The 20,862-nt window shown below is 41.3% G+C and carries 18 protein-coding genes, 5 tRNA genes and 2 pseudogenes; 19 read left to right on the top strand and 6 right to left on the bottom strand.

Annotation, left to right across the window (positions count from 1 at the left end; translation table 11 throughout):
• Positions 1 to 73: 73 nt before the first annotated feature.
• The 4 genes and pseudogenes from B0184_RS03930 to B0184_RS10630 all read left to right on the top strand — a co-directional run bounded on the left by B0184_RS03930 (position 74) and on the right by B0184_RS10630 (position 3,231).
• Positions 74 to 2,125, top strand: a pseudogene (locus B0184_RS03930) (AAA family ATPase).
• A 51-nt stretch (positions 2,126 to 2,176) separates the two neighbouring features.
• Complete coding sequence (locus B0184_RS03925; RefSeq protein ID WP_078177610.1) at positions 2,177 to 2,551, top strand: transposase; 375 nt, start codon at positions 2,177 to 2,179, stop codon at positions 2,549 to 2,551.
• A gap of 41 nt (positions 2,552 to 2,592) precedes the next feature.
• The gene (locus tag B0184_RS10785) at positions 2,593 to 2,823 is read left to right on the top strand and encodes an IS3 family transposase (protein ID WP_078177616.1); all 231 of its coding nucleotides are present in this window, start codon (positions 2,593 to 2,595) and stop codon (positions 2,821 to 2,823) included.
• Positions 2,824 to 2,895: 72 nt separating this feature from the next.
• Positions 2,896 to 3,231 carry an IS3 family transposase gene (locus B0184_RS10630; protein WP_208609337.1) on the top strand — a complete coding sequence of 112 codons (336 nt, stop codon included), beginning with the start codon at positions 2,896 to 2,898 and terminating at the stop codon, positions 3,229 to 3,231.
• 36 nt (positions 3,232 to 3,267) lie between these two features.
• Here B0184_RS10630 and B0184_RS03910 read toward each other — a convergent pair whose 3' ends face one another.
• The 4 genes and pseudogenes from B0184_RS03910 to gloA2 all read right to left on the bottom strand — a co-directional run bounded on the left by B0184_RS03910 (position 3,268) and on the right by gloA2 (position 6,354).
• Complete coding sequence (locus tag B0184_RS03910) at positions 3,268 to 3,822, bottom strand: hypothetical protein (RefSeq protein WP_039851440.1); 555 nt, start codon at positions 3,820 to 3,822, stop codon at positions 3,268 to 3,270.
• A gap of 52 nt (positions 3,823 to 3,874) precedes the next feature.
• The gene (gene hslU, locus B0184_RS03905) at positions 3,875 to 5,200 is read right to left on the bottom strand and encodes an HslU--HslV peptidase ATPase subunit (RefSeq protein WP_186334909.1); all 1,326 of its coding nucleotides are present in this window, start codon (positions 5,198 to 5,200) and stop codon (positions 3,875 to 3,877) included.
• A 141-nt stretch (positions 5,201 to 5,341) separates the two neighbouring features.
• Positions 5,342 to 5,863, bottom strand: a complete 522-nt coding sequence (gene hslV, locus B0184_RS03900) for an ATP-dependent protease subunit HslV (protein ID WP_005708936.1) — start codon at positions 5,861 to 5,863, stop codon at positions 5,342 to 5,344.
• 99 nt (positions 5,864 to 5,962) lie between these two features.
• Positions 5,963 to 6,354: pseudogene (gloA2, locus tag B0184_RS03895) on the bottom strand (SMU1112c/YaeR family gloxylase I-like metalloprotein).
• A gap of 73 nt (positions 6,355 to 6,427) precedes the next feature.
• On the opposite strand from gloA2, the gene mutY reads away from it, so the two are divergent.
• The 10 genes from mutY to fumC all read left to right on the top strand — a co-directional run bounded on the left by mutY (position 6,428) and on the right by fumC (position 16,310).
• A complete protein-coding gene (gene mutY, locus B0184_RS03890) occupies positions 6,428 to 7,564 on the top strand; it encodes an A/G-specific adenine glycosylase (protein WP_039851442.1) in 1,137 nt (378 codons plus the stop codon).
• Between the two features lie 2 nt (positions 7,565 to 7,566).
• Positions 7,567 to 7,836 carry an oxidative damage protection protein gene (locus tag B0184_RS03885; protein ID WP_005706474.1) on the top strand — a complete coding sequence of 90 codons (270 nt, stop codon included), beginning with the start codon at positions 7,567 to 7,569 and terminating at the stop codon, positions 7,834 to 7,836.
• A 10-nt stretch (positions 7,837 to 7,846) separates the two neighbouring features.
• On the top strand, positions 7,847 to 8,944 hold the full coding sequence (gene mltC, locus B0184_RS03880; protein WP_005708938.1) for a membrane-bound lytic murein transglycosylase MltC: 1,098 nt from the start codon (positions 7,847 to 7,849) through the stop codon (positions 8,942 to 8,944).
• Between the two features lie 125 nt (positions 8,945 to 9,069).
• Positions 9,070 to 9,145: transfer RNA gene (locus B0184_RS03875), tRNA-Phe, on the top strand.
• A 5-nt stretch (positions 9,146 to 9,150) separates the two neighbouring features.
• Positions 9,151 to 9,226, top strand: a tRNA-Asn gene (locus B0184_RS03870).
• 303 nt (positions 9,227 to 9,529) lie between these two features.
• The gene (ffh, locus tag B0184_RS03865; RefSeq protein WP_005708931.1) at positions 9,530 to 10,918 is read left to right on the top strand and encodes a signal recognition particle protein; all 1,389 of its coding nucleotides are present in this window, start codon (positions 9,530 to 9,532) and stop codon (positions 10,916 to 10,918) included.
• Between the two features lie 16 nt (positions 10,919 to 10,934).
• Positions 10,935 to 11,048, top strand: coding sequence for an LPS translocon maturation chaperone LptM (gene lptM, locus B0184_RS03860; RefSeq protein WP_005708945.1), 114 nt, complete (start codon positions 10,935 to 10,937; stop codon positions 11,046 to 11,048).
• A 47-nt stretch (positions 11,049 to 11,095) separates the two neighbouring features.
• The gene (gene lysA / locus B0184_RS03855; protein ID WP_005708934.1) at positions 11,096 to 12,343 is read left to right on the top strand and encodes a diaminopimelate decarboxylase; all 1,248 of its coding nucleotides are present in this window, start codon (positions 11,096 to 11,098) and stop codon (positions 12,341 to 12,343) included.
• A 239-nt stretch (positions 12,344 to 12,582) separates the two neighbouring features.
• Positions 12,583 to 14,583, top strand: coding sequence for an OPT family oligopeptide transporter (locus B0184_RS03845; RefSeq protein ID WP_005708944.1), 2,001 nt, complete (start codon positions 12,583 to 12,585; stop codon positions 14,581 to 14,583).
• A gap of 332 nt (positions 14,584 to 14,915) precedes the next feature.
• Positions 14,916 to 16,310: a class II fumarate hydratase gene (gene fumC / locus B0184_RS03840; protein ID WP_005708947.1), complete on the top strand. Its 1,395-nt coding sequence runs from the start codon at positions 14,916 to 14,918 to the stop codon at positions 16,308 to 16,310.
• Positions 16,311 to 16,445: 135 nt separating this feature from the next.
• Here fumC and B0184_RS03835 read toward each other — a convergent pair whose 3' ends face one another.
• On the bottom strand, positions 16,446 to 17,033 hold the full coding sequence (locus B0184_RS03835; protein ID WP_005708937.1) for an FMN-dependent NADH-azoreductase: 588 nt from the start codon (positions 17,031 to 17,033) through the stop codon (positions 16,446 to 16,448).
• A 211-nt stretch (positions 17,034 to 17,244) separates the two neighbouring features.
• Between B0184_RS03835 and B0184_RS03830 the strand changes: the two genes are divergently transcribed.
• Together B0184_RS03830 and B0184_RS03825 are read left to right on the top strand one after the other, a co-directional pair.
• Positions 17,245 to 18,243: a 2-hydroxyacid dehydrogenase gene (locus tag B0184_RS03830; RefSeq protein WP_005708939.1), complete on the top strand. Its 999-nt coding sequence runs from the start codon at positions 17,245 to 17,247 to the stop codon at positions 18,241 to 18,243.
• 115 nt (positions 18,244 to 18,358) lie between these two features.
• The gene (locus tag B0184_RS03825) at positions 18,359 to 18,754 is read left to right on the top strand and encodes a YbaN family protein (protein WP_005708935.1); all 396 of its coding nucleotides are present in this window, start codon (positions 18,359 to 18,361) and stop codon (positions 18,752 to 18,754) included.
• A 100-nt stretch (positions 18,755 to 18,854) separates the two neighbouring features.
• Here the strand turns inward: B0184_RS03825 and glnA are convergent, their stop codons facing one another.
• Complete coding sequence (gene glnA / locus B0184_RS03820) at positions 18,855 to 20,282, bottom strand: type I glutamate--ammonia ligase (RefSeq protein ID WP_005708941.1); 1,428 nt, start codon at positions 20,280 to 20,282, stop codon at positions 18,855 to 18,857.
• A gap of 271 nt (positions 20,283 to 20,553) precedes the next feature.
• Here glnA and B0184_RS03815 point away from each other — a divergent pair.
• From B0184_RS03815 to B0184_RS03805, 3 genes are all read left to right on the top strand, one after another.
• A tRNA-Arg gene (locus B0184_RS03815) sits at positions 20,554 to 20,630 on the top strand.
• A 29-nt stretch (positions 20,631 to 20,659) separates the two neighbouring features.
• Positions 20,660 to 20,735: transfer RNA gene (locus B0184_RS03810), tRNA-His, on the top strand.
• 25 nt (positions 20,736 to 20,760) lie between these two features.
• Positions 20,761 to 20,837, top strand: a tRNA-Pro gene (locus tag B0184_RS03805).
• The last annotated feature ends 25 nt before the right edge of the window (positions 20,838 to 20,862 follow it).

The raw sequence follows: 20,862 nt of genomic DNA, 5'->3' as shown, positions 1-20,862 counted from the left end.
CAATCTGTCGCTCTACTTCTTAAACTATGCTCAAACCCATTAGGTTTGAGCATTTTTTATTGGAGTAATGATTATGTCTAAATTCAAACTTAACCCACCATCAGTTTCCCCTTATACCGAAAAATTAATGTTGCAACTTTTATTAGAATATCAAGGATTCGCAGAGGTTTTTAATGAAAATGTTTGGCACTATGACAATATTGCAGCGGCTTTAGGTTTACCGAGTGAAATGGAGCGTTGCGATGATTTTCGTTCGAAAGTAAAAAAATTATTACAAGCATGAAATAAAACGTTGCCAAAATTGACCGCTCTTTATACAAACGAGAATCCAATTATTGAACAAAATATTGATACGCTGACCCAATTATTATCATTGAATACTACTGAGCAGACGCTTTTCCGTTTATCGGTTCAGCTACGCTTAGATGAGCCGTTGAAAAAATTGAGCGAGGCATTACCAAAATCTAATTTGGTAGGGGTAAGTGAGTTATTATCAAATTTATTTGGTTTGCCAAAATCAGACATTATTTCTGCCTTAAAAGATAAGGGAAAACTATTAGGTTATGGCTTGCTTGAACGAAACTATAATCCAGATAGGTTCCATGACTATTTGGATTGGGGAAAAATGTTAGATTTTGATGAATTTATCTCAGAACCATTAAATAAGCAGGTGTTATTAAAAGCTTGTACAAAACCAGCTATTGAATCTAGTTTGAGTTTAGACGATTTTGCTTATTTAAACGAGATGAAAACAATGATGCTGGATTATCTTCAGTCCTCATTCGCTACCCGTAGAAAAGGTGTGAATATTTTAATTTATGGTGCACCAGGTACAGGAAAAACAGAGTTCGCAACGTTATTAGCAAAAGCAGTGAGTGTTTCGGCACATAATATTACTTATATGGATGAAAATGAGGAAGTGATCCGAGCGGAAGAGCGTTTGAATAAATGCCGTGTTGCACAAAAGATTTTAGAAGGGCAATCTTCGTTATTGATTTTTGATGAAATTGAAGATGTTTTTGATGCTGGTTTTTTTGGGCATTCTGTGGCGCAGAAAAATAAGGCTTGGATGAATCAGTTATTGGAAAACAATAATGTGCCAATGATTTGGCTATCTAATTCGGTTTCTGGCATAGATCCTGCTTTTTTACGCCGCTTTGATCTTATTTTAGAAATGCCTGATTTGCCGTTGAAAAATAAATCAGCACTCATTACGCAGTTAGCCGAGGGAAAATTAAGTCCAGCCTATGTGCAGCATTTTGCTAAAGTGCGGTCATTAACGCCTGCAATTTTAAACCGCACAATTCGGGTGGTAAAGGAACTCAATACGTCAAATTTTGCGGAGACGTTGCTTATGATGTTTAATCAAACATTAAAATCGCAAAATAAACCGAAAATCGAACCGCTTGTTTTAGGCAAAGCCGACTATAACTTGGATTATGTGGCTTGTAATGACAATATTCATCGTATTAGTGAAGGGTTAAAACGGTCGAAAAAAGGACGAATTTGTTGCTATGGCCCGCCGGGAACAGGGAAAACCGCTTGGGCAGCATGGCTTGCTGAACAGTTGGATATGCCATTGTTGTTAAAACAAGGCTCAGATTTACTTAATCCTTATGTGGGTGGGACAGAACAAAATATTGCTCAAGCCTTTGAACAAGCGAAAGCTGATAATGCGTTATTGGTGTTAGATGAAGTGGATACATTCTTATTTTCTCGAGAGGGTGCAAATCGAAGCTGGGAGCGTTCACAAGTGAATGAAATGTTGACACAAATTGAACGCTTTGAAGAGCTGATGGTGGTATCAACAAATTTAATTTAGGTGCTTGATCCAGCAGCCTTACGCCGTTTTGATTTAAAATTGAAGTTTGATTATTTAACGCTGAAACAGCGTTTAGATTTTGCTAAACAACAGGCGGAAATTTTAGGGTTGCCGTTGTTATCGGAAGAGGATTTAAGTCAGATTGAATCGCTTAATTTGCTGACGCCAGGAGATTTTGCTGCAGTGGCTCGCCGTCACCAATTTTCCCCTTTTCACAAGGTGCAAGATTGGCTGATGGCACTACAAGGGGAATGTGAAGTGAAACCAGCGTTTTCTGCAACAAGAAGACGAATAGGATTCTAATCAAAGTGATCTGCACCCTAAAACCTGGACACCTAATTTGAGGTGCAGATTATGTCCTACTCTTATCAATTTCGTTTGAAAATTATCAAACTCGTCATCGAACAGGATTATGGTATCCGTGAGGTAGCTAAACTTCATCAAATTTCCCACGCTCTCGTCATTTATTGGCTAAAAGCATTTCGGGAAAGAGGGCTTGATGGCGTAAAATCGCCTCATACAAACCTTCAAACACCGAAAATAGTGAAGCCAAAGATGAAAAAGAAAGACATTGAAATTCCAGAAACCACAGACTTTTCACCTAAAGCGTTTAAAAAGCTGCAGCGAGAGCTCGCCGTGGCTCGAGCGGAGATTGCTTATCTAAAGGAGTTGGAGACGCTCGACCGTCAAAAACAACGACAGAAAAAAGAAAAATTATTGAAAGATTGAAGCCAAACCACGCATTAAATGATTTACTTCGTGTGGCTAAAATGCCTCGCTCAAGCTTTTACTATAAAGAGATTAAGCGAAATTATCACGAAGCTAAAGAAGCTATCTTATCGCTGTATAAAAAGAACAGAAAACGAGATGGTTATCGCCCCATGACGTTTAAATTACGCCAAATGGGTTTTCATTTGAATCATAAAACGGTGTTAAAGCTGATGAATGAGTTAGGTATTCATTCCATTTTACGTAAGAAAAGCTTTATTTTTCACCGTTGATGGACTTGGCTAACCGAGAAATTATTGCCTATAACTTTGCGACACGCCCGAAGTTTTCATTGGTAAAAAAAGATGTTAGAACAAGGGCTTAGTAGGATTAAACCGACAGAATGCCCGATTATTCATAGCGACCAAGGCGTATTGTATGGTTCGGCGGAATGGGTGAAAATGTTGGAGGGTAAAGCGGTGCAAAGTATGAGTTGCCGAGGAAATTGCTACGATAATGCGGTGATTGAACGTTTTTTTGCGATACTAAAATCAGCGTATTTTTACTCACGGAGTTATCATTCAATTGCTGAATTACAGGCTGAAATTGAAGAATATTTAGTGTATTACAACCAAAAACGAATTAAACTTGGTTTAAGAGGATTGAGCCCAGTGCAATACCGAGCTCAATATTTAAGTTAACTAACCTGTCCAACTTTTGGGGGGCAGATCATGTTTTTATTTTATTTGGGATAATAAGTGTTTTACTTCTTGTATTTTTCTTACTATTTCTTGTGATGCTTCAAAGGTTTTTTGATGCCAAGAATATTGTGATTCAATGCTTTTGTCTAACCTATTCTGCCTTAGTAAGTTATTAAAGTTACCCCAATATATATTCATTTTCCCGTAAATATCATCAAATTCGGATAATAACTCTGGATATGATATAGCTATGATTGCTCTAGAATTATCAAAACTATTACATAATTTAAAATATTTCTTATTATATTCTTGTTCATGAAGATTATTCTCCCAATCAATGTTCATACTAGTAAGAGAAAACTCTCTTTGTAGCAAGCATAAATTTTTATATACATGAAGTAAATCTAGTCTTGTTTGTTCTAGTTTGATCTTCTCTAATTCTTTTTGGAATAGCCTTTCATCACGACTGATTTGAAAGTCATTATTTATTTTTATAGACTTTAACGTAGAGCGAGAGTTAAGCCATGAAGTTATAATTGCTGCAGCAGGAGCTAAAATAATTAATAAGATTTCTTTTATTAAGTTGTCCATATAAAAATCCTATAAAAAGGGTCTTAATTTAAATTAAGACCCTTTTAAATAACTACAGAATAAATCTACTCAAATCCTCATTCTCCACCACATCATTTAACGCTTCAGAAACGTATTTCTCATCGATCACAATTTTTTCGCCGCTGCGTTCATTTGCATCAAATGAAATGCCGTCCATTAGACGTTCTAACACCGTATGTAAACGGCGGGCACCGATGTTTTCGGTTTTTTCATTCACGCGGAAAGCGGACTCCGCAATTTTGCTAATACCATCTTGGGTAAATTCCACTTCTACCCCTTCGGTTTTCATTAGCTCGCGATATTGGAGAGTCAGTGAAGCATTTGGCTCAGTTAAGATACGTTCAAAATCATCTTTGGTAAGCGATTTGAGTTCTACACGAATTGGTAAACGACCTTGTAATTCTGGCAATAAATCTGATGGGCGAGCCACTTGGAATGCACCTGAACAGATAAAGAGAATATGGTCAGTTTTTACCATACCATGTTTGGTGTTTACTGTTGAGCCTTCAATAATAGGCAGTAAATCGCGTTGAACCCCTTCACGAGAGACATCTCCACCAGAATGTTCGCCTTTTTTACAGATTTTATCAATCTCATCAATAAAGACGATGCCGTGTTGTTCAACCGCTTCAATCGCTTGTTGTTTCAACTCTTCAGGGTTGACTAATTTCGCCGCTTCTTCATCTAACATCACTTTTAACGCATCTTTGATTTTCATTTTGCGTTTTTTCGTTTTGTTTGGCGACATCCCTTCAAACAAAGATTGCAGCTGAGATGTCATATCTTCCATGCCCGGTGGCGTCATAATTTCTACGCTCACTTGTGCCGCCACATCAATTTCGATCTCTTTGTCATCAAGCTGACCTTCACATAATTTTTTACGGAAAATTTGGCGAGTTGAAGTGTTATCAGATTCTTGTACGTTACCCCACTGATCTTTTGCTGGTGGTAACAATACATCTAAAATGCGATCTTCTGCTGCATCTTGTGCACGCATACGGTTTTTCTCTACCGCTTGCGATTTCACTAATTTGACTGCAACATCAGTTAAGTCTTTAATAATCGACTCCACTTCTTTCCCCACGTAACCCACTTCGGTAAATTTTGTGGCTTCGACTTTGATAAATGGGGCATTAGCTAATTTTGCTAAACGGCGAGCAATTTCAGTTTTACCCACGCCAGTTGGCCCGATCATTAAAATGTTTTTTGGTGTTACTTCTTGGCGAAGTTCTTCTGGCAACTGCATACGGCGCCAGCGGTTACGCAATGCGATTGCTACGGCACGTTTAGCTTCTGTTTGTCCGATAATATGTGCGTCTAATTCTGAGACGATTTCACGAGGGGTCATTGACATAATTTATTCCTTGAAAAACACCCCTCTTTACTTATGAGGGGCTGGGGAAGATTTATTACAAGCGGTGATTTTTTCGCTAATATTTGTAAAGGGAAGATCGTTTCAAATCTCCCCTAACTTCTCTTTTCTAAAGAGGGGGCTTTTTTACACTTCTTCGATAACGTGATTGTGATTTGAGTAGATATCAATATCGCCCGCAATTTTCAGTGCCTCTGCCACAATCTCTTTTGCGGTCAGATTATTTTCTGTTCTTAATAAGGCTAATGCTGCCGATTTGGCATAGTTACCGCCAGAACCGATAGCTAATACATCAAATTCCGGCTCAATCACATCGCCAGAACCTGACACGAGCAAAAATTCACTTTCATTTGCCACAATCATCATTGCTTCTAATTTGCGAAGTGAACGTTCAGTGCGCCACTCTTTTGCCAATTCAACCGCAGATTTCACTAAATGCCCTTGGTGCAGTTCTAATTTTTTCTCAAACAAATCACGCAAAATAAATGCATCAGCGGTTGAACCTGCAAAGCCCGTGACGACTTTATCTTTGTATAAACGGCGAACTTTACGTACAGTGCCTTTTTCTACACAGTTGCCTAATGTTGCCTGACCATCACCACCGATCGCCACTTTGCCATCTTTACGAACACATACAATCGTTGTCATTGTTGATCCTTTATTTTTGGTAAAAACTGCCTTGTAAATTGGGGAGCATTGCTCGTTTTTCAATAGCAAGCGGTCAAATTTTGGCGGAATCTTACAGTTTTAGTCGATTTCATAAAATTCCAATGGCAATCCATCAGGATCTCTGAAAAACGTAAAGCGTTTGCCTGTAAGCTCATCGACTCGAATTGGTTCACATTCAGTTGCAAAACTTGCCAAGAATGCAACCGCTTGTTCTACGTTTTTTACCCGAAATGCCAAGGTAAGCCGCAGGCTTCAGGTGTGGTTGGGCGAGTGGGCGGATTGGGAAAACTGAACAGCTCAATCTGCGACCCATCGGCAAATTTTAAATCGAGTTTGTAGCTTTGGCGTTCAGCTCGGTAGGTTTCTTCGATGATTTCTGCTCCTAAAATTTCTGTGTAAAAATGTTTAGATTTTGCGTAATCGCTGGCAATGATGGCAACATGGTGGAAGCCTAAAATCGGTGTTGTCATTTGTAAACCTTTTGAGAAATTTAACCGCTTGCAGTATCATCTTTCCCTTTTTATTTTTCAAGTTCCTATTTTCATGAATAATTCCTCAAATTCCGTTTTTACTGTTCAATCGAACCCTAACGCTCCTTTTGCCCGGAAGGTGTTGGCGTGGTTTGCGGTGTATGGGCGGAAACATCTGCCGTGGCAGCAAAATAAGACACTTTATAAAGTTTGGCTTTCGGAAGTGATGTTGCAACAAACTCAGGTGGCAACCGTCATTCCTTATTTTGAGCGGTTTGTCGAGCATTTTCCGACGGTAATGGACTTGGCGAATGCCCATATTGATGAGGTATTGCACCTTTGGACGGGGTTGGGCTATTACGCTCGGGCACGTAATTTACACAAGGCAGCACAAACGATTCGCGATCAATTCGTGGGTGAATTTCCTACCCAATTTGAAGATGTATTGGCGTTGTCTGGCGTGGGCAGAAGTACGGCGGGGGCAGTGCTTTCTTCGGTGTTAAATGCACCTTATCCGATTTTGGATGGCAATGTGAAACGGGTGTTATCGCGTTATTTTGCGGTGGAGGGTTGGAGTGGCGAGAAAGCAGTAGAAAATCAGCTTTGGCATTTAACTGCTCAAGTCACGCCGACCGAGCAAGTGGCAGATTTCAATCAGGCGATGATGGATTTAGGGGCAATGATTTGTACCCGAACTAAGCCAAAATGTTCACTTTGTCCATTAGCGGAGGATTGCCAAGCGAATCAGTTAGAGGCGTGGGAAAAATTTCCTGCTAAGAAACCGAAGAAAATTTTACCCGAACGACAAGCCTATTTTCTGGTATTGAAGCAAGGCACTCGTATTTTGTTGGAACAGAGGGAAGCGAAAGGTTTGTGGGGCGGGTTGTATGTTTTCCCGCAGTTTGAGGATGAGGTAAGTTTCAAGCGGTTTATTTCTGATAAAAATCTGCAAATTAGTCGATATTTGCACGCATTTCGCCACACGTTTAGTCATTTTCACTTAGATATTACCCCTGTTTTAGTAGAACTAGGTGTACCAAAAAATAGAGAAAATCAGCCGCTTGGTGTTGCAGAAAATGAGGGAAATTCCCGCTATTTTGTATCTTCAAAGGCGAATTATTGGTATGATCTGGTTCAACCGAATGAAATAGGCTTAGCAACGCCCGTGAAGCGGATTTTAGATGAATTATCTCAAGAGAATAAGGATTGATTATGGCACGTACCGTATTTTGTGAATATTTAAAACAAGAAGCAGAAGGATTAGATTTTCAACTTTACCCTGGTGAGTTAGGTAAACGTATTTTCGATTCAATCAGCAAGCAAGCGTGGAGCGAGTGGATCAAAAAACAGACGATGTTAGTGAATGAAAAAAAATTGAGTATGATGAATCCTGAGCATCGTAAATTGCTTGAAACTGAGATGGTAAATTTCTTGTTTGAAGGCAAAGAAGTGGTCATCGACGGTTATAAACCTGTTGAGTAAGGCTATTGTAATGAAAAAATATACTAAATACTTGCCGTTGATTGCGTTGATTCCATTTTTGATTTCGTGTGGAAGTAGCCCGAAAAAACAGACGAAACGACATGGTAGCAAATATCATAACTACGATTTTAAAGATACTAACGGGCTAGATATTTTAACGGGGCAGTTTTCGCATAATATCGACGATATTTGGGGCAGCCAAGAATTGTTGGTGGCGACCAAAAAAGATTACGTAAAATATACGGACCAATATTACACCCGTAGCCATATTTCGTTTGAAGACGGGATAATTACGATTGAGACGTTGGCGGATCAGGCTCGCTTGAAAAATGCGATTGTGCACACGCTATTGATGGGTGGAGACCCGAAAGGGATTGACCTTTTTGCTTCTGGCGATACGCCAATTAGTGCGAATCCGTTCCTTGCAGGTCAGGTAAAAGACCAATATGGACGTTTTGTGACTAATGCGGTGATTGCTAATGATTTTGCTAATTATTTGGTGCAAAATGCTACAACACGTCGTTTGAAAAATGGGCGAAATGTGGCGGTAGTGCAAATTAAGATGGTGGAAGGGCATATTGAAATTCGTGCTCGTCAATATTTACCGCTTGTTCGCAAGATGGCAAAACGCTACGGCATTGAGCCGAGTTTGATTTTGGGGATTATGGAAGTGGAATCGGCATTTAACCCGTATGCAGTGAGTTATGCTAATGCAATTGGTTTGATGCAGGTTGTGCCAAAAACGGCTGGGCGTGATATTTTTGCTCGCAAAGGATTTGATGGGCAGCCAGATCGTGCTTATTTATATAACCCAGAGCAAAATATTGATGCGGGCACGATGTACCTTACCATTTTGCATGATGAGTATTTGGACGGGATTACGAACTCGCTTTCAATGAGTTATGCGATGATTTCTGCTTATAACAGCGGAGCAGGCGCGGTATTAAAAGTGTTTGATTATGATAAATATGCAGCGATTGATCGCATTAACGAGCTTTCTCCAGATGCTGTTTATCGTATTTTAACCACGGCTCACCCATCAGCACAGGCGAGAAATTACTTGAAGAAAGTATCTAAAGCCCGTGAAAAATATCGTTCAGTTCGATAATTTGATGTTAAAAAATACAATTAGCACAAAAAAAGATCGAATAAACGGAATTTTTAATTTTTTGTAAAAAAACGTTTGACGGTGTCTGAAAAAAACTGCATAATGCACCCCGTAAACGACGAGATGCCTCGATAGCTCAGTCGGTAGAGCAGGGGATTGAAAATCCCCGTGTCGGTGGTTCGATTCCGCCTCGAGGCACCATCTTTTCCTCCTTAGTTCAGTCGGTAGAACGGTGGACTGTTAATCCATATGTCGCAGGTTCGAGTCCCGCAGGAGGAGCCATATTAAGAAGCCCTGATGAGAAATCATCAGGGCTTTCGCTTTTCTAATATCCTACCATTTATATTTAACGTGAAATTCCCCAAGTGAGGGGATTTTTTGTATAATGCACCAATCTATTTTTTCGTTTAATTCATATTTTGCAAAGAATTGACTCCCCTCTTTAGCAAAGAGGGGCAGGGGGAGATTTTGGCAGAAGATAAAACGAAGCTCATACGAGAAATTAATATTGTAATCAAATCTCCTCTAACCCCTCTTTTCTAAAAGGGGGATTAGTTTGCAAACAAAAAATAAAAGAGAACAAAAATGTTTGAAAACCTGTCTGATAGACTTTCTAAAACGCTCAAAAACATTACTGGCAAAGGGCGTTTAACCGAAGATAACATTAAAGATACCCTCCGCGAAGTGCGTATGGCATTGCTTGAAGCTGATGTTGCTTTGCCTGTTGTACGTGAATTCATCAATAAAGTAAAAGAGCGTGCAATCGGTGAGGAAGTAAACAAAAGCCTCACGCCAGGGCAAGAGTTCCTTAAAATCGTGCGTGCTGAGCTTGAGCAAGCAATGGGCGAAGCAAATGAAGGGCTGAATCTTGCCACTCAACCGCCAGCGGTCATCTTAATGGCAGGTTTGCAAGGTGCGGGTAAAACCACCTCGGTAGGCAAATTAGCAAAATTCCTTAAAGAGCGTGAGAAGAAAAAAGTGCTCGTGGTTTCTGCCGACGTTTACCGCCCTGCGGCGATCAAACAGCTTCAAACTTTGGCGGAAGCGTTAAAAGTAGATTTCTTTCCAACCGAAACCACACAAAAGCCTGTTGAAATTGCAGAAGTTGCGTTAAAACACGCAAAACTGAATTTCTTTGATGTGTTGATTGTCGATACCGCAGGTCGCTTACACGTTGATGGCGAAATGATGGACGAAATCAAACAGCTCCACGCGACGCTTAATCCGATTGAAACGCTCTTCACTGTGGATGCGATGACAGGTCAAGATGCCGCAAATACCGCAAAAGCGTTCAATGAAGCCTTGCCATTAACAGGCGTGATTTTAACCAAAGTGGATGGTGATGCTCGCGGTGGTGCGGCGTTATCGATTCGCCAAATTACAGGTAAACCGATCAAATTCTTAGGTGTAGGCGAGAAAACCGATGCCCTTGAGCCATTCCATCCAGATCGCGTAGCATCACGTATCTTAGGGATGGGTGATGTTCTCTCGTTAATCGAAGATTTACAACGCAGCGTAGACCAAGAAAAAGCGGAAAAAATCGCCCAAAAATTCAAAAAAGGCGATGAATTTACCCTTGATGACTTCCGAGATCAGCTTGTTGAAATGAAAAAAATGGGCGGAATGATGTCGATGTTGGAAAAATTACCTGGGGCGAAAAATCTGCCTGATCACGTAAAAAATCAAGTAGACGACAAAATGTTCATCAAAATGGAAGCGATCATCAATTCAATGACGCTGAAAGAACGTGCAAATCCAGACATCATCAAAGGCTCTCGCCGTCGTCGCATTGCGTTAGGTTCAGGTACGCAGGTACAAGATGTGAACAAATTGCTCAAGCAGTTCGATGAAATGCAGCGTATGATGAAAAAAATGCGTAAAGGCGGCATGGCGAAAATGATGCGTGGTATGAAAGGAATGATGGGCGGTGGCTTAGGCGGTCTAGGTGCACTCGGTAGAATGTTTAAGCGTTAATTTTTAGGGCATATTTATGAAAAAATTTCTTCTTCTTGCAATTTTAGCAAGTTTTTTAACCGCTTGCGGGGTAAAAGGTCCGCTTTATTTCCCTGAAAATGCACCTGCACAACAAAGTCAAAATCAATAACAAGCGGTCAATTTTCAACATTTTTTTACAAACACAACGGAATTCCAATGAACCATTTTGAATATAAAAACCAACAACTTTTTGCGGAAGATGTAGCAATTACCGACATCATTGCCGAACACGGCACACCTGCTTATATCTATTCTCGTGCAACGCTTGAACGCCATTGGCACGCTTTTGACAACTCCTTTGGCACACACCCACACTTAATCTGCTTTGCGGTGAAATCGAACTCGAATATCGCTCTGTTAAACGTAATGGCAAAACTCGGTTCGGGCTTTGACATCGTGTCGCAAGGTGAGTTAGAGCGGGTGCTGGTTTCGGGTGGTGAAGCCTCAAAAGTGGTTTTTTCTGGTGTGGCAAAATCGCACAGTGAAATTGAACGTGCATTGGACGTGGGCATTCGTTGCTTCAATGTGGAGTCGATTCCTGAATTGCATCGCATTAATGACGTGGCAGGTAAAATGGGTAAAATCGCACCGATTTCTCTGCGTGTGAATCCAGATGTGGATGCCAAAACCCATCCGTACATTTCCACAGGCTTGAAAGAGAATAAATTTGGCGTGAGCGTACAACAAGCACGTGAAGTTTACCGCTTAGCAAAAACCTTGCCGAACGTGAAAATTGTCGGAATGGATTGTCATATCGGCTCACAACTGACCGAATTACAACCGTTCTTAGATGCTACTGATCGTTTAATTGTGTTGATGGAGCAGCTCAAAGAAGATGGCATTGAACTACATCACCTAGACTTAGGTGGTGGCTTGGGCGTACCTTACAACGGTGAAGAACCACCACATCCAACCGAATACACGGAAGCATTGCTTGCAAAATTAAAAAATTACCCAAACTTGGAAATTATTTTAGAGCCAGGACGTGCGATCAGTGCGAATGCGGGGATTTTAGTGACTAAAGTGGAATATCTGAAATCAAACGAAGACCGTAATTTTGCGATTGTGGATACGGGTATGAACGATATGATCCGCCCAGCCCTTTACGAAGCCTATATGCAAATTACCGAAGTCAATCAATCGCTTGATCGCAAAAAAGCGATTTATGATGTAGTAGGGCCTATCTGTGAAACATCTGATTTCTTAGGCAAAGGCAGAGAATTGGCGATTGCCGAAGGCGATTTAATCGCAATGCGTTCAGCAGGGGCGTATGGGGCAACTATGTCTTCCACCTACAATTCTCGCCCGCAAGCGGTCGAAATTTTGGTGGACGGTGCAAAAGCCTATTTGATTAAAGCCAGAGCCGACTTTGCGGACTTGTGGCGATTGGAGAAACTCATCTAACTACCCTATCAAGCTACGAGGGTAACAAGTTACCCTCGGTAACGCATAATTCAGCCCCTTTGGGGCTGTTTCTTTGTTAAGCTATAATGAAACAACTTTCCTCTGCCTTTCCTCCATTTCTCCGCACAAAATCTTTTTATTACTAAAATTTTGGATATTTTCTTTAAACAAGGCTTGAAAAAGCCTGCATTTTCTGCGATGGTACAGCCGTTCTTATCTTTATCTTCAAGGAAAATATTATGCATAATAATAATCTAAAAGAGCTGACCCTGCGGGGGATGGTGTTGGGGGCGTTGATAACGGTGCTGTTTACCGCATCAAACGTCTATTTGGGGCTGAAAGTGGGGATGACCTTTGCATCTTCCATTCCTGCTGCGGTGATTTCTATGGCAGTGCTGAAATTCTTTAAAGATTCCAGCATTTTGGAAAACAATATGGTGCAAACGCAGGCTTCGTCTGCGGGAACGCTTTCGTCCGTGATTTTCGTATTGCCAGGTTTGTTGATGATGGGCTATTGGCAAGATTTTCCATTCTGGCAAACGATGTTGATTTGTGCTGCGGGCGGTACATTGGGCGTGTTGTTTACCATTCCGCTTCGTCGTGCGATGGTAGTGAATAGCGACTTGCCTTACCCTGAAGGCGTGGCTGCGGCAGAAATTCTTAAAGCGGGCAACCACGAAGAGGGTGATAGTGGCGTGAAAGATATTGCTTACGGCGGGATTTTTGCAGCAACGGTTGCCTTTTTTACTAATGGTTTACGCGTGGTCGCTGATGGCACAAGTGCGTGGGTGAGCAGTGGTAAAGCCATGTTCCAACTGCCGATGGGTTTCTCGTTGGCGTTGGTCGGTGCGGGTTACTTGATCGGTATCGTAGGCGGTTTGGCAATGTTGCTCGGTGTAATCCTTACTTGGGGCGTTGCCGTACCATATTTTACCGCACACGCAGATGTGGCAGCTGATGCGAATATGGTGGATGTGGCAATGACTGCATGGAAAACCAAAGTGCGCTTTATCGGCGTGGGAACTATCGGGATTGCAGCAATTTGGACTTTATTAATTTTGATGAAACCAATGATTGAAGGGATGGTGCATTCGTTCCGTATACTAAAAGGTAATGCGGGCGAAGTGGTGGAACGCATCGACATCGACCTTTCACCAAAAACGATGATTTATATCTTAATTGCCACTGTTGCCTTGATTGTGATTTCACTTTATCACTTCATCGCCGCCGCCCCAATTTCGCCAGAATTAGCGGTGTTATTGGTGGTAGTTTGTACTTTCTTAGCGGTCTTCATCGGCTTTTTCGTCGCAGCAGCTTCGGGGTATATGGCGGGCTTAGTGGGATCATCTTCAAGCCCAATTTCAGGTATCGGGATTATTTCGGTGATCGTGATTTCGTTGGTGTTAGTGACTATCGGAAACTCTGCAGGCTTATTTGAAACGGCAGACGGTCAGAAATTTTTGACCGCTTTAACGCTCTTCACCGCATCTATTGTTTTAACCACTGCGACCATTTCAAACGATAACTTGCAAGATTTAAAAACAGGCTTGCTCGTTCACGCGACACCGTGGAGACAACAAGTTGCCTTGATTATTGGCTGCTTTGTCGGTGCGTTGGTGATTGCGCCAGTGTTAGAGATTCTCTACCATGCTTACGGCTTCAGCGGTGCATTGCCTCGTCCAGATATGGATCCATCACAAGCGTTATCTGCGCCACAAGCGACCATTATGACCACCATTTCACAAGGGATTTTTTCGAATAAATTGGAATGGACTTACATTTTAAGTGGTGTGGGTTTAGGCGCAGTGTTGATTGTGATTGATGCTTTCTTGAAAAAAATCAGCGATAAGAAAATCGGTTTGCCAGTGATCGCTGTGGGTATCGGTATCTACTTACCGCCATCAATCAATATGCCTGTAATTATTGGGGCATTTTTAGCGTGGTTCATTACCCGCCATATCGCAAACTATGCAAAACGTACGGGTAAGAAAGAAGTGGCTGTTAAAGCAGAACGTTTCGGTACACTCTTCTCTGCGGGCCTAATTGTAGGCGAAAGTTTGATGGGGGTGGTGTTAGCGTTCGTGATCGCTGCTTCTGTTACTTCAGGTGGCTCTGAAGCACCACTTGCCTTAAACCTTGAAAACTGGGAAGGCATGGCAGAAGTGCTCGGATTAGCGATCTTCCTCTTCGGTTTATTCTTATTTGCTAGCCGCGTGTTGCGTGCGAAGAGAGCGAAGTAAGTTAGGCTTGAAATTGAATGGGGGTAAGGCATACAATATTGGGAGGCTGGGATTAGCTACCAATTAACCCCTTCCCGATTGTATTAAGACAATCAGGCAATGTGCTACTGTCAAGCAACACACTGCTCAGATCGCCGATAGCACGAGATTTAACATAGAACCGCCTTTACTGGCGGTTTTTTCTTATGCTGCGCGTGTTGCTTTCTATCATTCGTCAAAAATGTGATCTACATCATAAAACCAACACAAAACCATAGCTCAATCCGCACGAAATCGGTACTATATACCCCAAATTTATTATTTAACCCTTTTCACAACTCACGGAGTATTTTATGGAATTTCGTATTGAAAAAGACACTATGGGCGAAGTGCAAGTACCAGCAGAAAAATACTGGGCGGCGCAAACCGAACGTTCACGCAATAACTTCAAAATCGGGCCGGAAGCCTCAATGCCACACGAAATCATTGAAGCCTTTGGTTATTTGAAAAAAGCGGCAGCATTCGCTAACCACGATTTAGGCGTGTTGTCTGCGGAAAAACGTGATTTAATCGCACAAGCCTGTGATGAAATTCTAGCAAATAAACTCGACGACCAATTCCCGCTCGTTATCTGGCAAACAGGTTCAGGTACGCAATCGAATATGAACGTGAACGAAGTGGTAGCAAACCGTGCACACGTTTTACACGGTGGTAAATTGGGCGAAAAATCAATCATTCATCCAAATGACGATGTGAACAAATCACAATCTTCAAACGATACCTTCCCAACGGCAATGCACATTGCGGCATATAAAAAAGTGGTTGAAACTACTATTCCTGCGGTAGAGCGTTTACAAAAAACCTTAGCAGCAAAATCTGAAGCCTTCAAAGATGTGGTGAAAATCGGCCGCACGCACTTAATGGATGCAACCCCATTAACATTAGGTCAAGAGTTCTCGGCTTATGCCGCACAATTACACTTCGGTTTAATCGCACTGAAAAACACCCTGCCACATTTACGCCAATTAGCATTAGGTGGCACAGCGGTAGGTACAGGCTTGAACACACCAAAAGGTTATGATGTGTTAGTTGCAGATTACATCGCAAAATTCACCGCTTTACCATTCGAAACGGCAGAAAATAAATTCGAAGCATTAGCAGCACACGATGCAATCGTGGAAACTCATGGTGCATTAAAACAGTTAGCAGTGAGTTTATTCAAAATCGCTAACGACATTCGCTTGTTAGCATCAGGTCCGCGTTCTGGTATCGGTGAAATTTTAATCCCAGAAAACGAACCAGGCTCATCTATTATGCCGGGTAAAGTAAACCCAACCCAATGCGAAGCAATGACGATGGTTTGCGCTCAAGTGTTAGGTAACGACACGACCATTTCATTCGTGGGTTCACAAGGTCACTTCCAATTGAACGTGTACAACCCAGTGATGATTGCAAACTTCTTACAATCAGCGCAATTATTAGCTGATGCGTGCGTATCATTTGATGAACACTGTGCCGTAGGCATTGAACCGAACTATCCACGCATCAAACAACAATTAGAGCAATCTTTAATGTTGGTAACGGCGTTAAATACCCACATTGGTTACGAAAATGCGGCGAAAATCGCAAAAACGGCGCATAAAAACGGCACAACATTGAAAGAAGAAGCGATTAACTTAGGCTTATTAACTGCTGAACAATTTGATGCTTGGGTTCGCCCAGAGGATATGGTGGGCAGCTTAAAATAACCCGCCTTGTTTAGATAAAAAAAGTCGGCAGAAATGCCGACTTTTTCTTTTTTATTGTTATCTCGATTATGCTTTCTTTTATTTGGCAATAAAAAAGGGCATATTGAATACGCCCTAGAGGAGATTTATTAGAGATTAGAAACTCGCAGCAATGCGATCTAACTCTGCTTTTGCAGATTGTTGTGCTTTTTCTACCGCTTCAGGACCATAACCAATCCCTTCCGCATAGACAAATTCTACCTCAGTAATACCGATAAAATTTAACACCGTTTGCATATAAAGTTTTGCTAAATCAGTTGGGCTATCTTTGTAAATGCCGCCATGAGCTAAAATAACAATCGCTTTTTTGCCCGTGATTAAACCTTCAGGGCCATTTGCCGTATAACGGAAAGTTACACCTGCACGGTTGAGGTAATCAATGTATGTTTTAAGTTGAGCAGGGATGCCTAAGTTATACATCGGCACACCAAAAACTAACACATCGCTATTGTTTACTTCGCCAATAAGCTGGTTTGAAAGTTCAAGTGCTTTTTGTTGTGCTTCGGTTTTCGGTTCACCACGTGTGCCTGCTGCGGCATCTAAGTTGTAGTAAGGAAGTGGGTTTGCACCGAAATCGTATTCAGTGATGTTCGCGGTAATTTTAGATTTTAAGTAGTCGACAAGTTGGCTTGATTGTGAGTTATTTGCCAAGATGCTTGATTTGATGACTAAAACATTTTTCATTGGAAGCTCCAAATAAATCATTGAAAAAAACGCTGTTAGTGTAAGTAAAATCAAGGCAGGAATAAAGAGGATAAAAGTAAAGATACTCTTTATTCTGGCTAAAGAATTGTTGAGTAATTTCTTTCATTGATTGAACTAAATACAACAGGCGGTTAAAATTACCACAGAATTTACTAAATTGTGTGGCATTTTTGGTGCCTAAGGATGAGAAATGAAAGTTGCTGTGTATAGCACTAAAAATTACGACCGCAAATATTTAACCGTTGCAAACGAGAAATTTGGCTCAGCATTTGAGTTGGAGTTTTTCGATTTTATGCTCGATCGTAAAACCGCAAAAATGGCAGAAGGAGCAGATGCAGTGTGTATTTTTGTGAACGATGATGCGAGCCGTCCTGTATTGGAAAAATTAGCGAAGTTAGGGATTAAAACCATTGCTTTGCGTTGTGCAGGGTTTAATAACGTGGATTTACAAGCTGCGGAAGAGTTTGGCATTCAAGTGGTGCGTGTACCTGCTTATTCGCCTGAGGCGATTGCCGAGCATGCTGTGGGTTTGATGCTGACTTTAAACCGTCGTATTCATAAGGCTTATCAACGCACACGTGATGCAAATTTCTCATTGGAAGGTTTGACGGGATTTAATATGCACGGTAAAACGGCGGGCGTAATTGGCACGGGTAAAATTGGGATTGCTACGATGCGAATTTTGAAAGGTTTTGGGATGAATATTCTGGCTTTCGACCCGTTTCATAATCCTATCGTAGAGGAATTAGGCGGAAAATATGTGTCATTAGATGAGCTTTATGCTCATTCCGATGTGATTACCTTGCATTGCCCTGCGACTGCAGAAAATCATTATATGCTGAATGAAACTGCATTTAATAAAATGAAAGATGGCGTGATGATTATCAACACCAGCCGCGGCGGTTTGATTGATAGCCAAGCGGCGATTGAAGCGTTAAAACGCCAAAAAATTGGAGCGTTGGGCATGGATGTTTACGAAAACGAACGTGAGTTGTTCTTTGAAGATAAATCCAATGATGTGATTACCGATGATGTGTTCCGCCGTCTCTCGTCTTGTCATAATGTGTTGTTTACGGGGCATCAAGCGTTTTTAACTGAGGAAGCGTTAGTCAATATTTCGGAAGTGACGCTTTCGAATATTTTAGATATCGCTAATAACGGCGAATGTGTGAATGCAGTAAAAGTCTGATTTTAGCTATACAAGCAATAGTATTTTAAAGATGATTTGCAATAGGTTATTTGTTGCAAATCATTTTTATTTATAGATAATAGTGCTTGTTTTTAACGCATTATTAACTTTTTATATGAAAATTCTTTACGCACTTTTGGGTTTTATTTTTCTCGGCATCGGAATTGCAGGCATTATTTTACCAGGCTTACCAGGCACAGTTTTTTTGCTGAGTGCTTTGTTCTGCTTTACGCGTAGTTCTGAGCATCTGCATAATTGGTTTATTGGTACCCAAATTTATCAGAATCATTTGAAAGAGTTTAATGAGCAACGTGCATTGACTAAAAAGGCGAAGACGCGGATTCTGATGATCGGCACAACGGCGATGGGAATTACGTTTTTTATTAGCTCATCGTGGGTCATTAAGAGCATTATTCTATGTGCGTTGGTGGTGAAATATCTGGTGTTCTTTTTTTATATTAAGACGTTGGATGAAGATGTGCCTAATTTGCAAGAAAGTATAGAAAATTGACCGCTTGAGAAATAAATAAAAGAACGCCCGTCTATGTGTGAACATAAACGGGCGTTTCGTTATACAAGCGGTTAATTTTGCTTGTCATTTTGTAAAAGAATTAAGCGTAGTACATCTCAAATTCCACTGGGTGCGGAGTCATATTCAAACGCTCAACTTCTTTATGGCGGATGCCGATGTAGGCTTCGATAAATTCTTTGGTGAATACGCCACCTTGGGTTAAGAAGTCGAAATCTGTCGCTAACGCATCTAATGCTTCACCTAACGAGCTAGCTACCGCTGGAATTTCTTTTAACTCTTCTGGCGGTAAGTCGTAGAGGTTTTTATCCATTGCATCGCCTGGGTGGATTTTGTTGATCACACCGTCAAGACCAGCCATTAACAATGCCGCGAAACATAAGTATGGGTTTGCTAATGGATCTGGGAAGCGTGCTTCAACACGGGTCGCTTTCGGGCTAGTTACCGCTGGAATACGGATAGATGCCGAGCGATTACTTGCCGAGTAAGCTAATAACACAGGGGCTTCAAAGCCTGGTACTAAGCGTTTATATGAGTTGGTTGATGGGTTGGTAAACGCATTCAATGCTTTAGCGTGTTTAATGATACCGCCGATGTAGTAAAGGGCAGTTTCAGACAAGCCTGCGTATTTGTCGCCCATAAACACGTTTTTGCCATCTTTGCTTAATGACATATTACAGTGCATACCTGAGCCATTATCGCCTGCGAATGGTTTTGGCATAAAGCACGCGGTTTTGCCGTGTTCAAGTGCGACGTTTTGTACTACATATTTATAGATTTGGGTTTCGTCTGCTTTTAAAGTTAAACTGTTGAATTTAGTTGCGATTTCGTTTTGACCTGCGGTTGCCACTTCGTGGTGGTGCGCTTCAATCACTAAGCCCATCTCTTCCATAATTAAGCACATTTCAGAACGAATATCGTGTGCGGTGTCGAGTGGTGCAACGGCACAGTAGCCGCCTTTTTTCAATGGACGGTAAGCGTTGTTGCCGTTTTCATATTTGCGGTTGGTGTTCCACATCGCTTCTACATCATCAATATGATAAGAAACGTTTTGTGGATCGGTTGAGAAACGCACATCATCAAATAAGAAGAATTCTGGCTCTGGACCGAACATTACGCTATCTGCAATGCCTGTTGATTTTAAAAAGTTTTCCGCACGAATTGCGATAGAGCGCGGGTCGCGGTCGTAACTTTGCATTGTGTTAGGGTCGTAGATGCTACAGCGGAGAGAGAGGGTAGGGATTTGAGCGAATGGGTCAACAACAGCGGTTTCAGGGATTGGCATTAACAGCATATCTGCTTTGTTAATGGCTTTCCAGCCTTCAACCGATGAGCCGTCGAACATCTTGCCTTCTTCGAAAAGATCTTCAAGGTCGTCAGCGACAAGGCTTACAGGTAAAGAAACACCGTGTTCCTTGCCCTTAATATCGGTAAATCGTAATAAAACGAACTTGATTTCGTTTTCACGAATCATTTTTGCAACGTTTGCGATTGCATTAGTGTTTGACATTTGGCTTCCTCATTAAATACACAACGTGAAATAAAGCAGAATAATAACATTTCTCTTCACTAAATAGTGAGATTTTCATTAAAAAGTAGAAAATTTCCTTTAATGATATGAGTGATGTTAGAATTTATGCAAGAAAAAGATAATTATCACGCAATTTGTATGAAATAAAAACAAATGAATGGAAATATTAAATTTTTTTCAAAAAGTGCTAGACAAGGGAGAGTGAAATCTATAATATACGCCTCCGTTGCGACGCACTAATCAAAACAACGCGTTCGTAGCTCAGTTGGATAGAGCGTTGGCCTCCGGAGCCAAAGGTCGCAAGTTCGAATCTTGTCGAGCGCGCCAGGTCAAATGCTAAAACCAATGAAGTTATGGTGGCTATAGCTCAGTTGGTAGAGCCCTGGATTGTGATTCCAGTTGTCGTGGGTTCGAATCCCATTAGCCACCCCATTAAATATCTCGAAAGAGAAGCAGACGGCGAGTAGCGCAGCTTGGTAGCGCAACTGGTTTGGGACCAGTGGGTCGTAGGTTCAAATCCTATCTCGCCGACCACTTTTATTGTTCTTTAACAACTTAT

The organism is Haemophilus paraphrohaemolyticus, assembly GCF_002015045.1.
GTDB lineage: Bacteria > Pseudomonadota > Gammaproteobacteria > Enterobacterales > Pasteurellaceae > Haemophilus_A > Haemophilus_A paraphrohaemolyticus.
Note: the sequence above shows the minus strand (reverse complement) of the source record. Positions and strands in the feature narration are given on the sequence as shown.

Coding starts and splice junctions, on each gene's coding strand:
- B0184_RS03925 (WP_078177610.1), top strand. CDS start 2,177: ATGTCCTACTCTTATCAATTTCGTTTGAAAATTATCAAACTCGTCATC.
- B0184_RS10785 (WP_078177616.1), top strand. CDS start 2,593: ATGCCTCGCTCAAGCTTTTACTATAAAGAGATTAAGCGAAATTATCAC.
- B0184_RS10630 (WP_208609337.1), top strand. CDS start 2,896: ATGTTAGAACAAGGGCTTAGTAGGATTAAACCGACAGAATGCCCGATT.
- B0184_RS03910 (WP_039851440.1), bottom strand. CDS start 3,822: ATGGACAACTTAATAAAAGAAATCTTATTAATTATTTTAGCTCCTGCT.
- hslV (WP_005708936.1), bottom strand. CDS start 5,863: ATGACAACGATTGTATGTGTTCGTAAAGATGGCAAAGTGGCGATCGGT.
- mutY (WP_039851442.1), top strand. CDS start 6,428: ATGAATAATTCCTCAAATTCCGTTTTTACTGTTCAATCGAACCCTAAC.
- B0184_RS03885 (WP_005706474.1), top strand. CDS start 7,567: ATGGCACGTACCGTATTTTGTGAATATTTAAAACAAGAAGCAGAAGGA.
- mltC (WP_005708938.1), top strand. CDS start 7,847: ATGAAAAAATATACTAAATACTTGCCGTTGATTGCGTTGATTCCATTT.
- ffh (WP_005708931.1), top strand. CDS start 9,530: ATGTTTGAAAACCTGTCTGATAGACTTTCTAAAACGCTCAAAAACATT.
- lptM (WP_005708945.1), top strand. CDS start 10,935: ATGAAAAAATTTCTTCTTCTTGCAATTTTAGCAAGTTTTTTAACCGCT.
- lysA (WP_005708934.1), top strand. CDS start 11,096: ATGAACCATTTTGAATATAAAAACCAACAACTTTTTGCGGAAGATGTA.
- B0184_RS03845 (WP_005708944.1), top strand. CDS start 12,583: ATGCATAATAATAATCTAAAAGAGCTGACCCTGCGGGGGATGGTGTTG.
- fumC (WP_005708947.1), top strand. CDS start 14,916: ATGGAATTTCGTATTGAAAAAGACACTATGGGCGAAGTGCAAGTACCA.
- B0184_RS03835 (WP_005708937.1), bottom strand. CDS start 17,033: ATGAAAAATGTTTTAGTCATCAAATCAAGCATCTTGGCAAATAACTCA.
- B0184_RS03830 (WP_005708939.1), top strand. CDS start 17,245: ATGAAAGTTGCTGTGTATAGCACTAAAAATTACGACCGCAAATATTTA.
- B0184_RS03825 (WP_005708935.1), top strand. CDS start 18,359: ATGAAAATTCTTTACGCACTTTTGGGTTTTATTTTTCTCGGCATCGGA.
- glnA (WP_005708941.1), bottom strand. CDS start 20,282: ATGTCAAACACTAATGCAATCGCAAACGTTGCAAAAATGATTCGTGAA.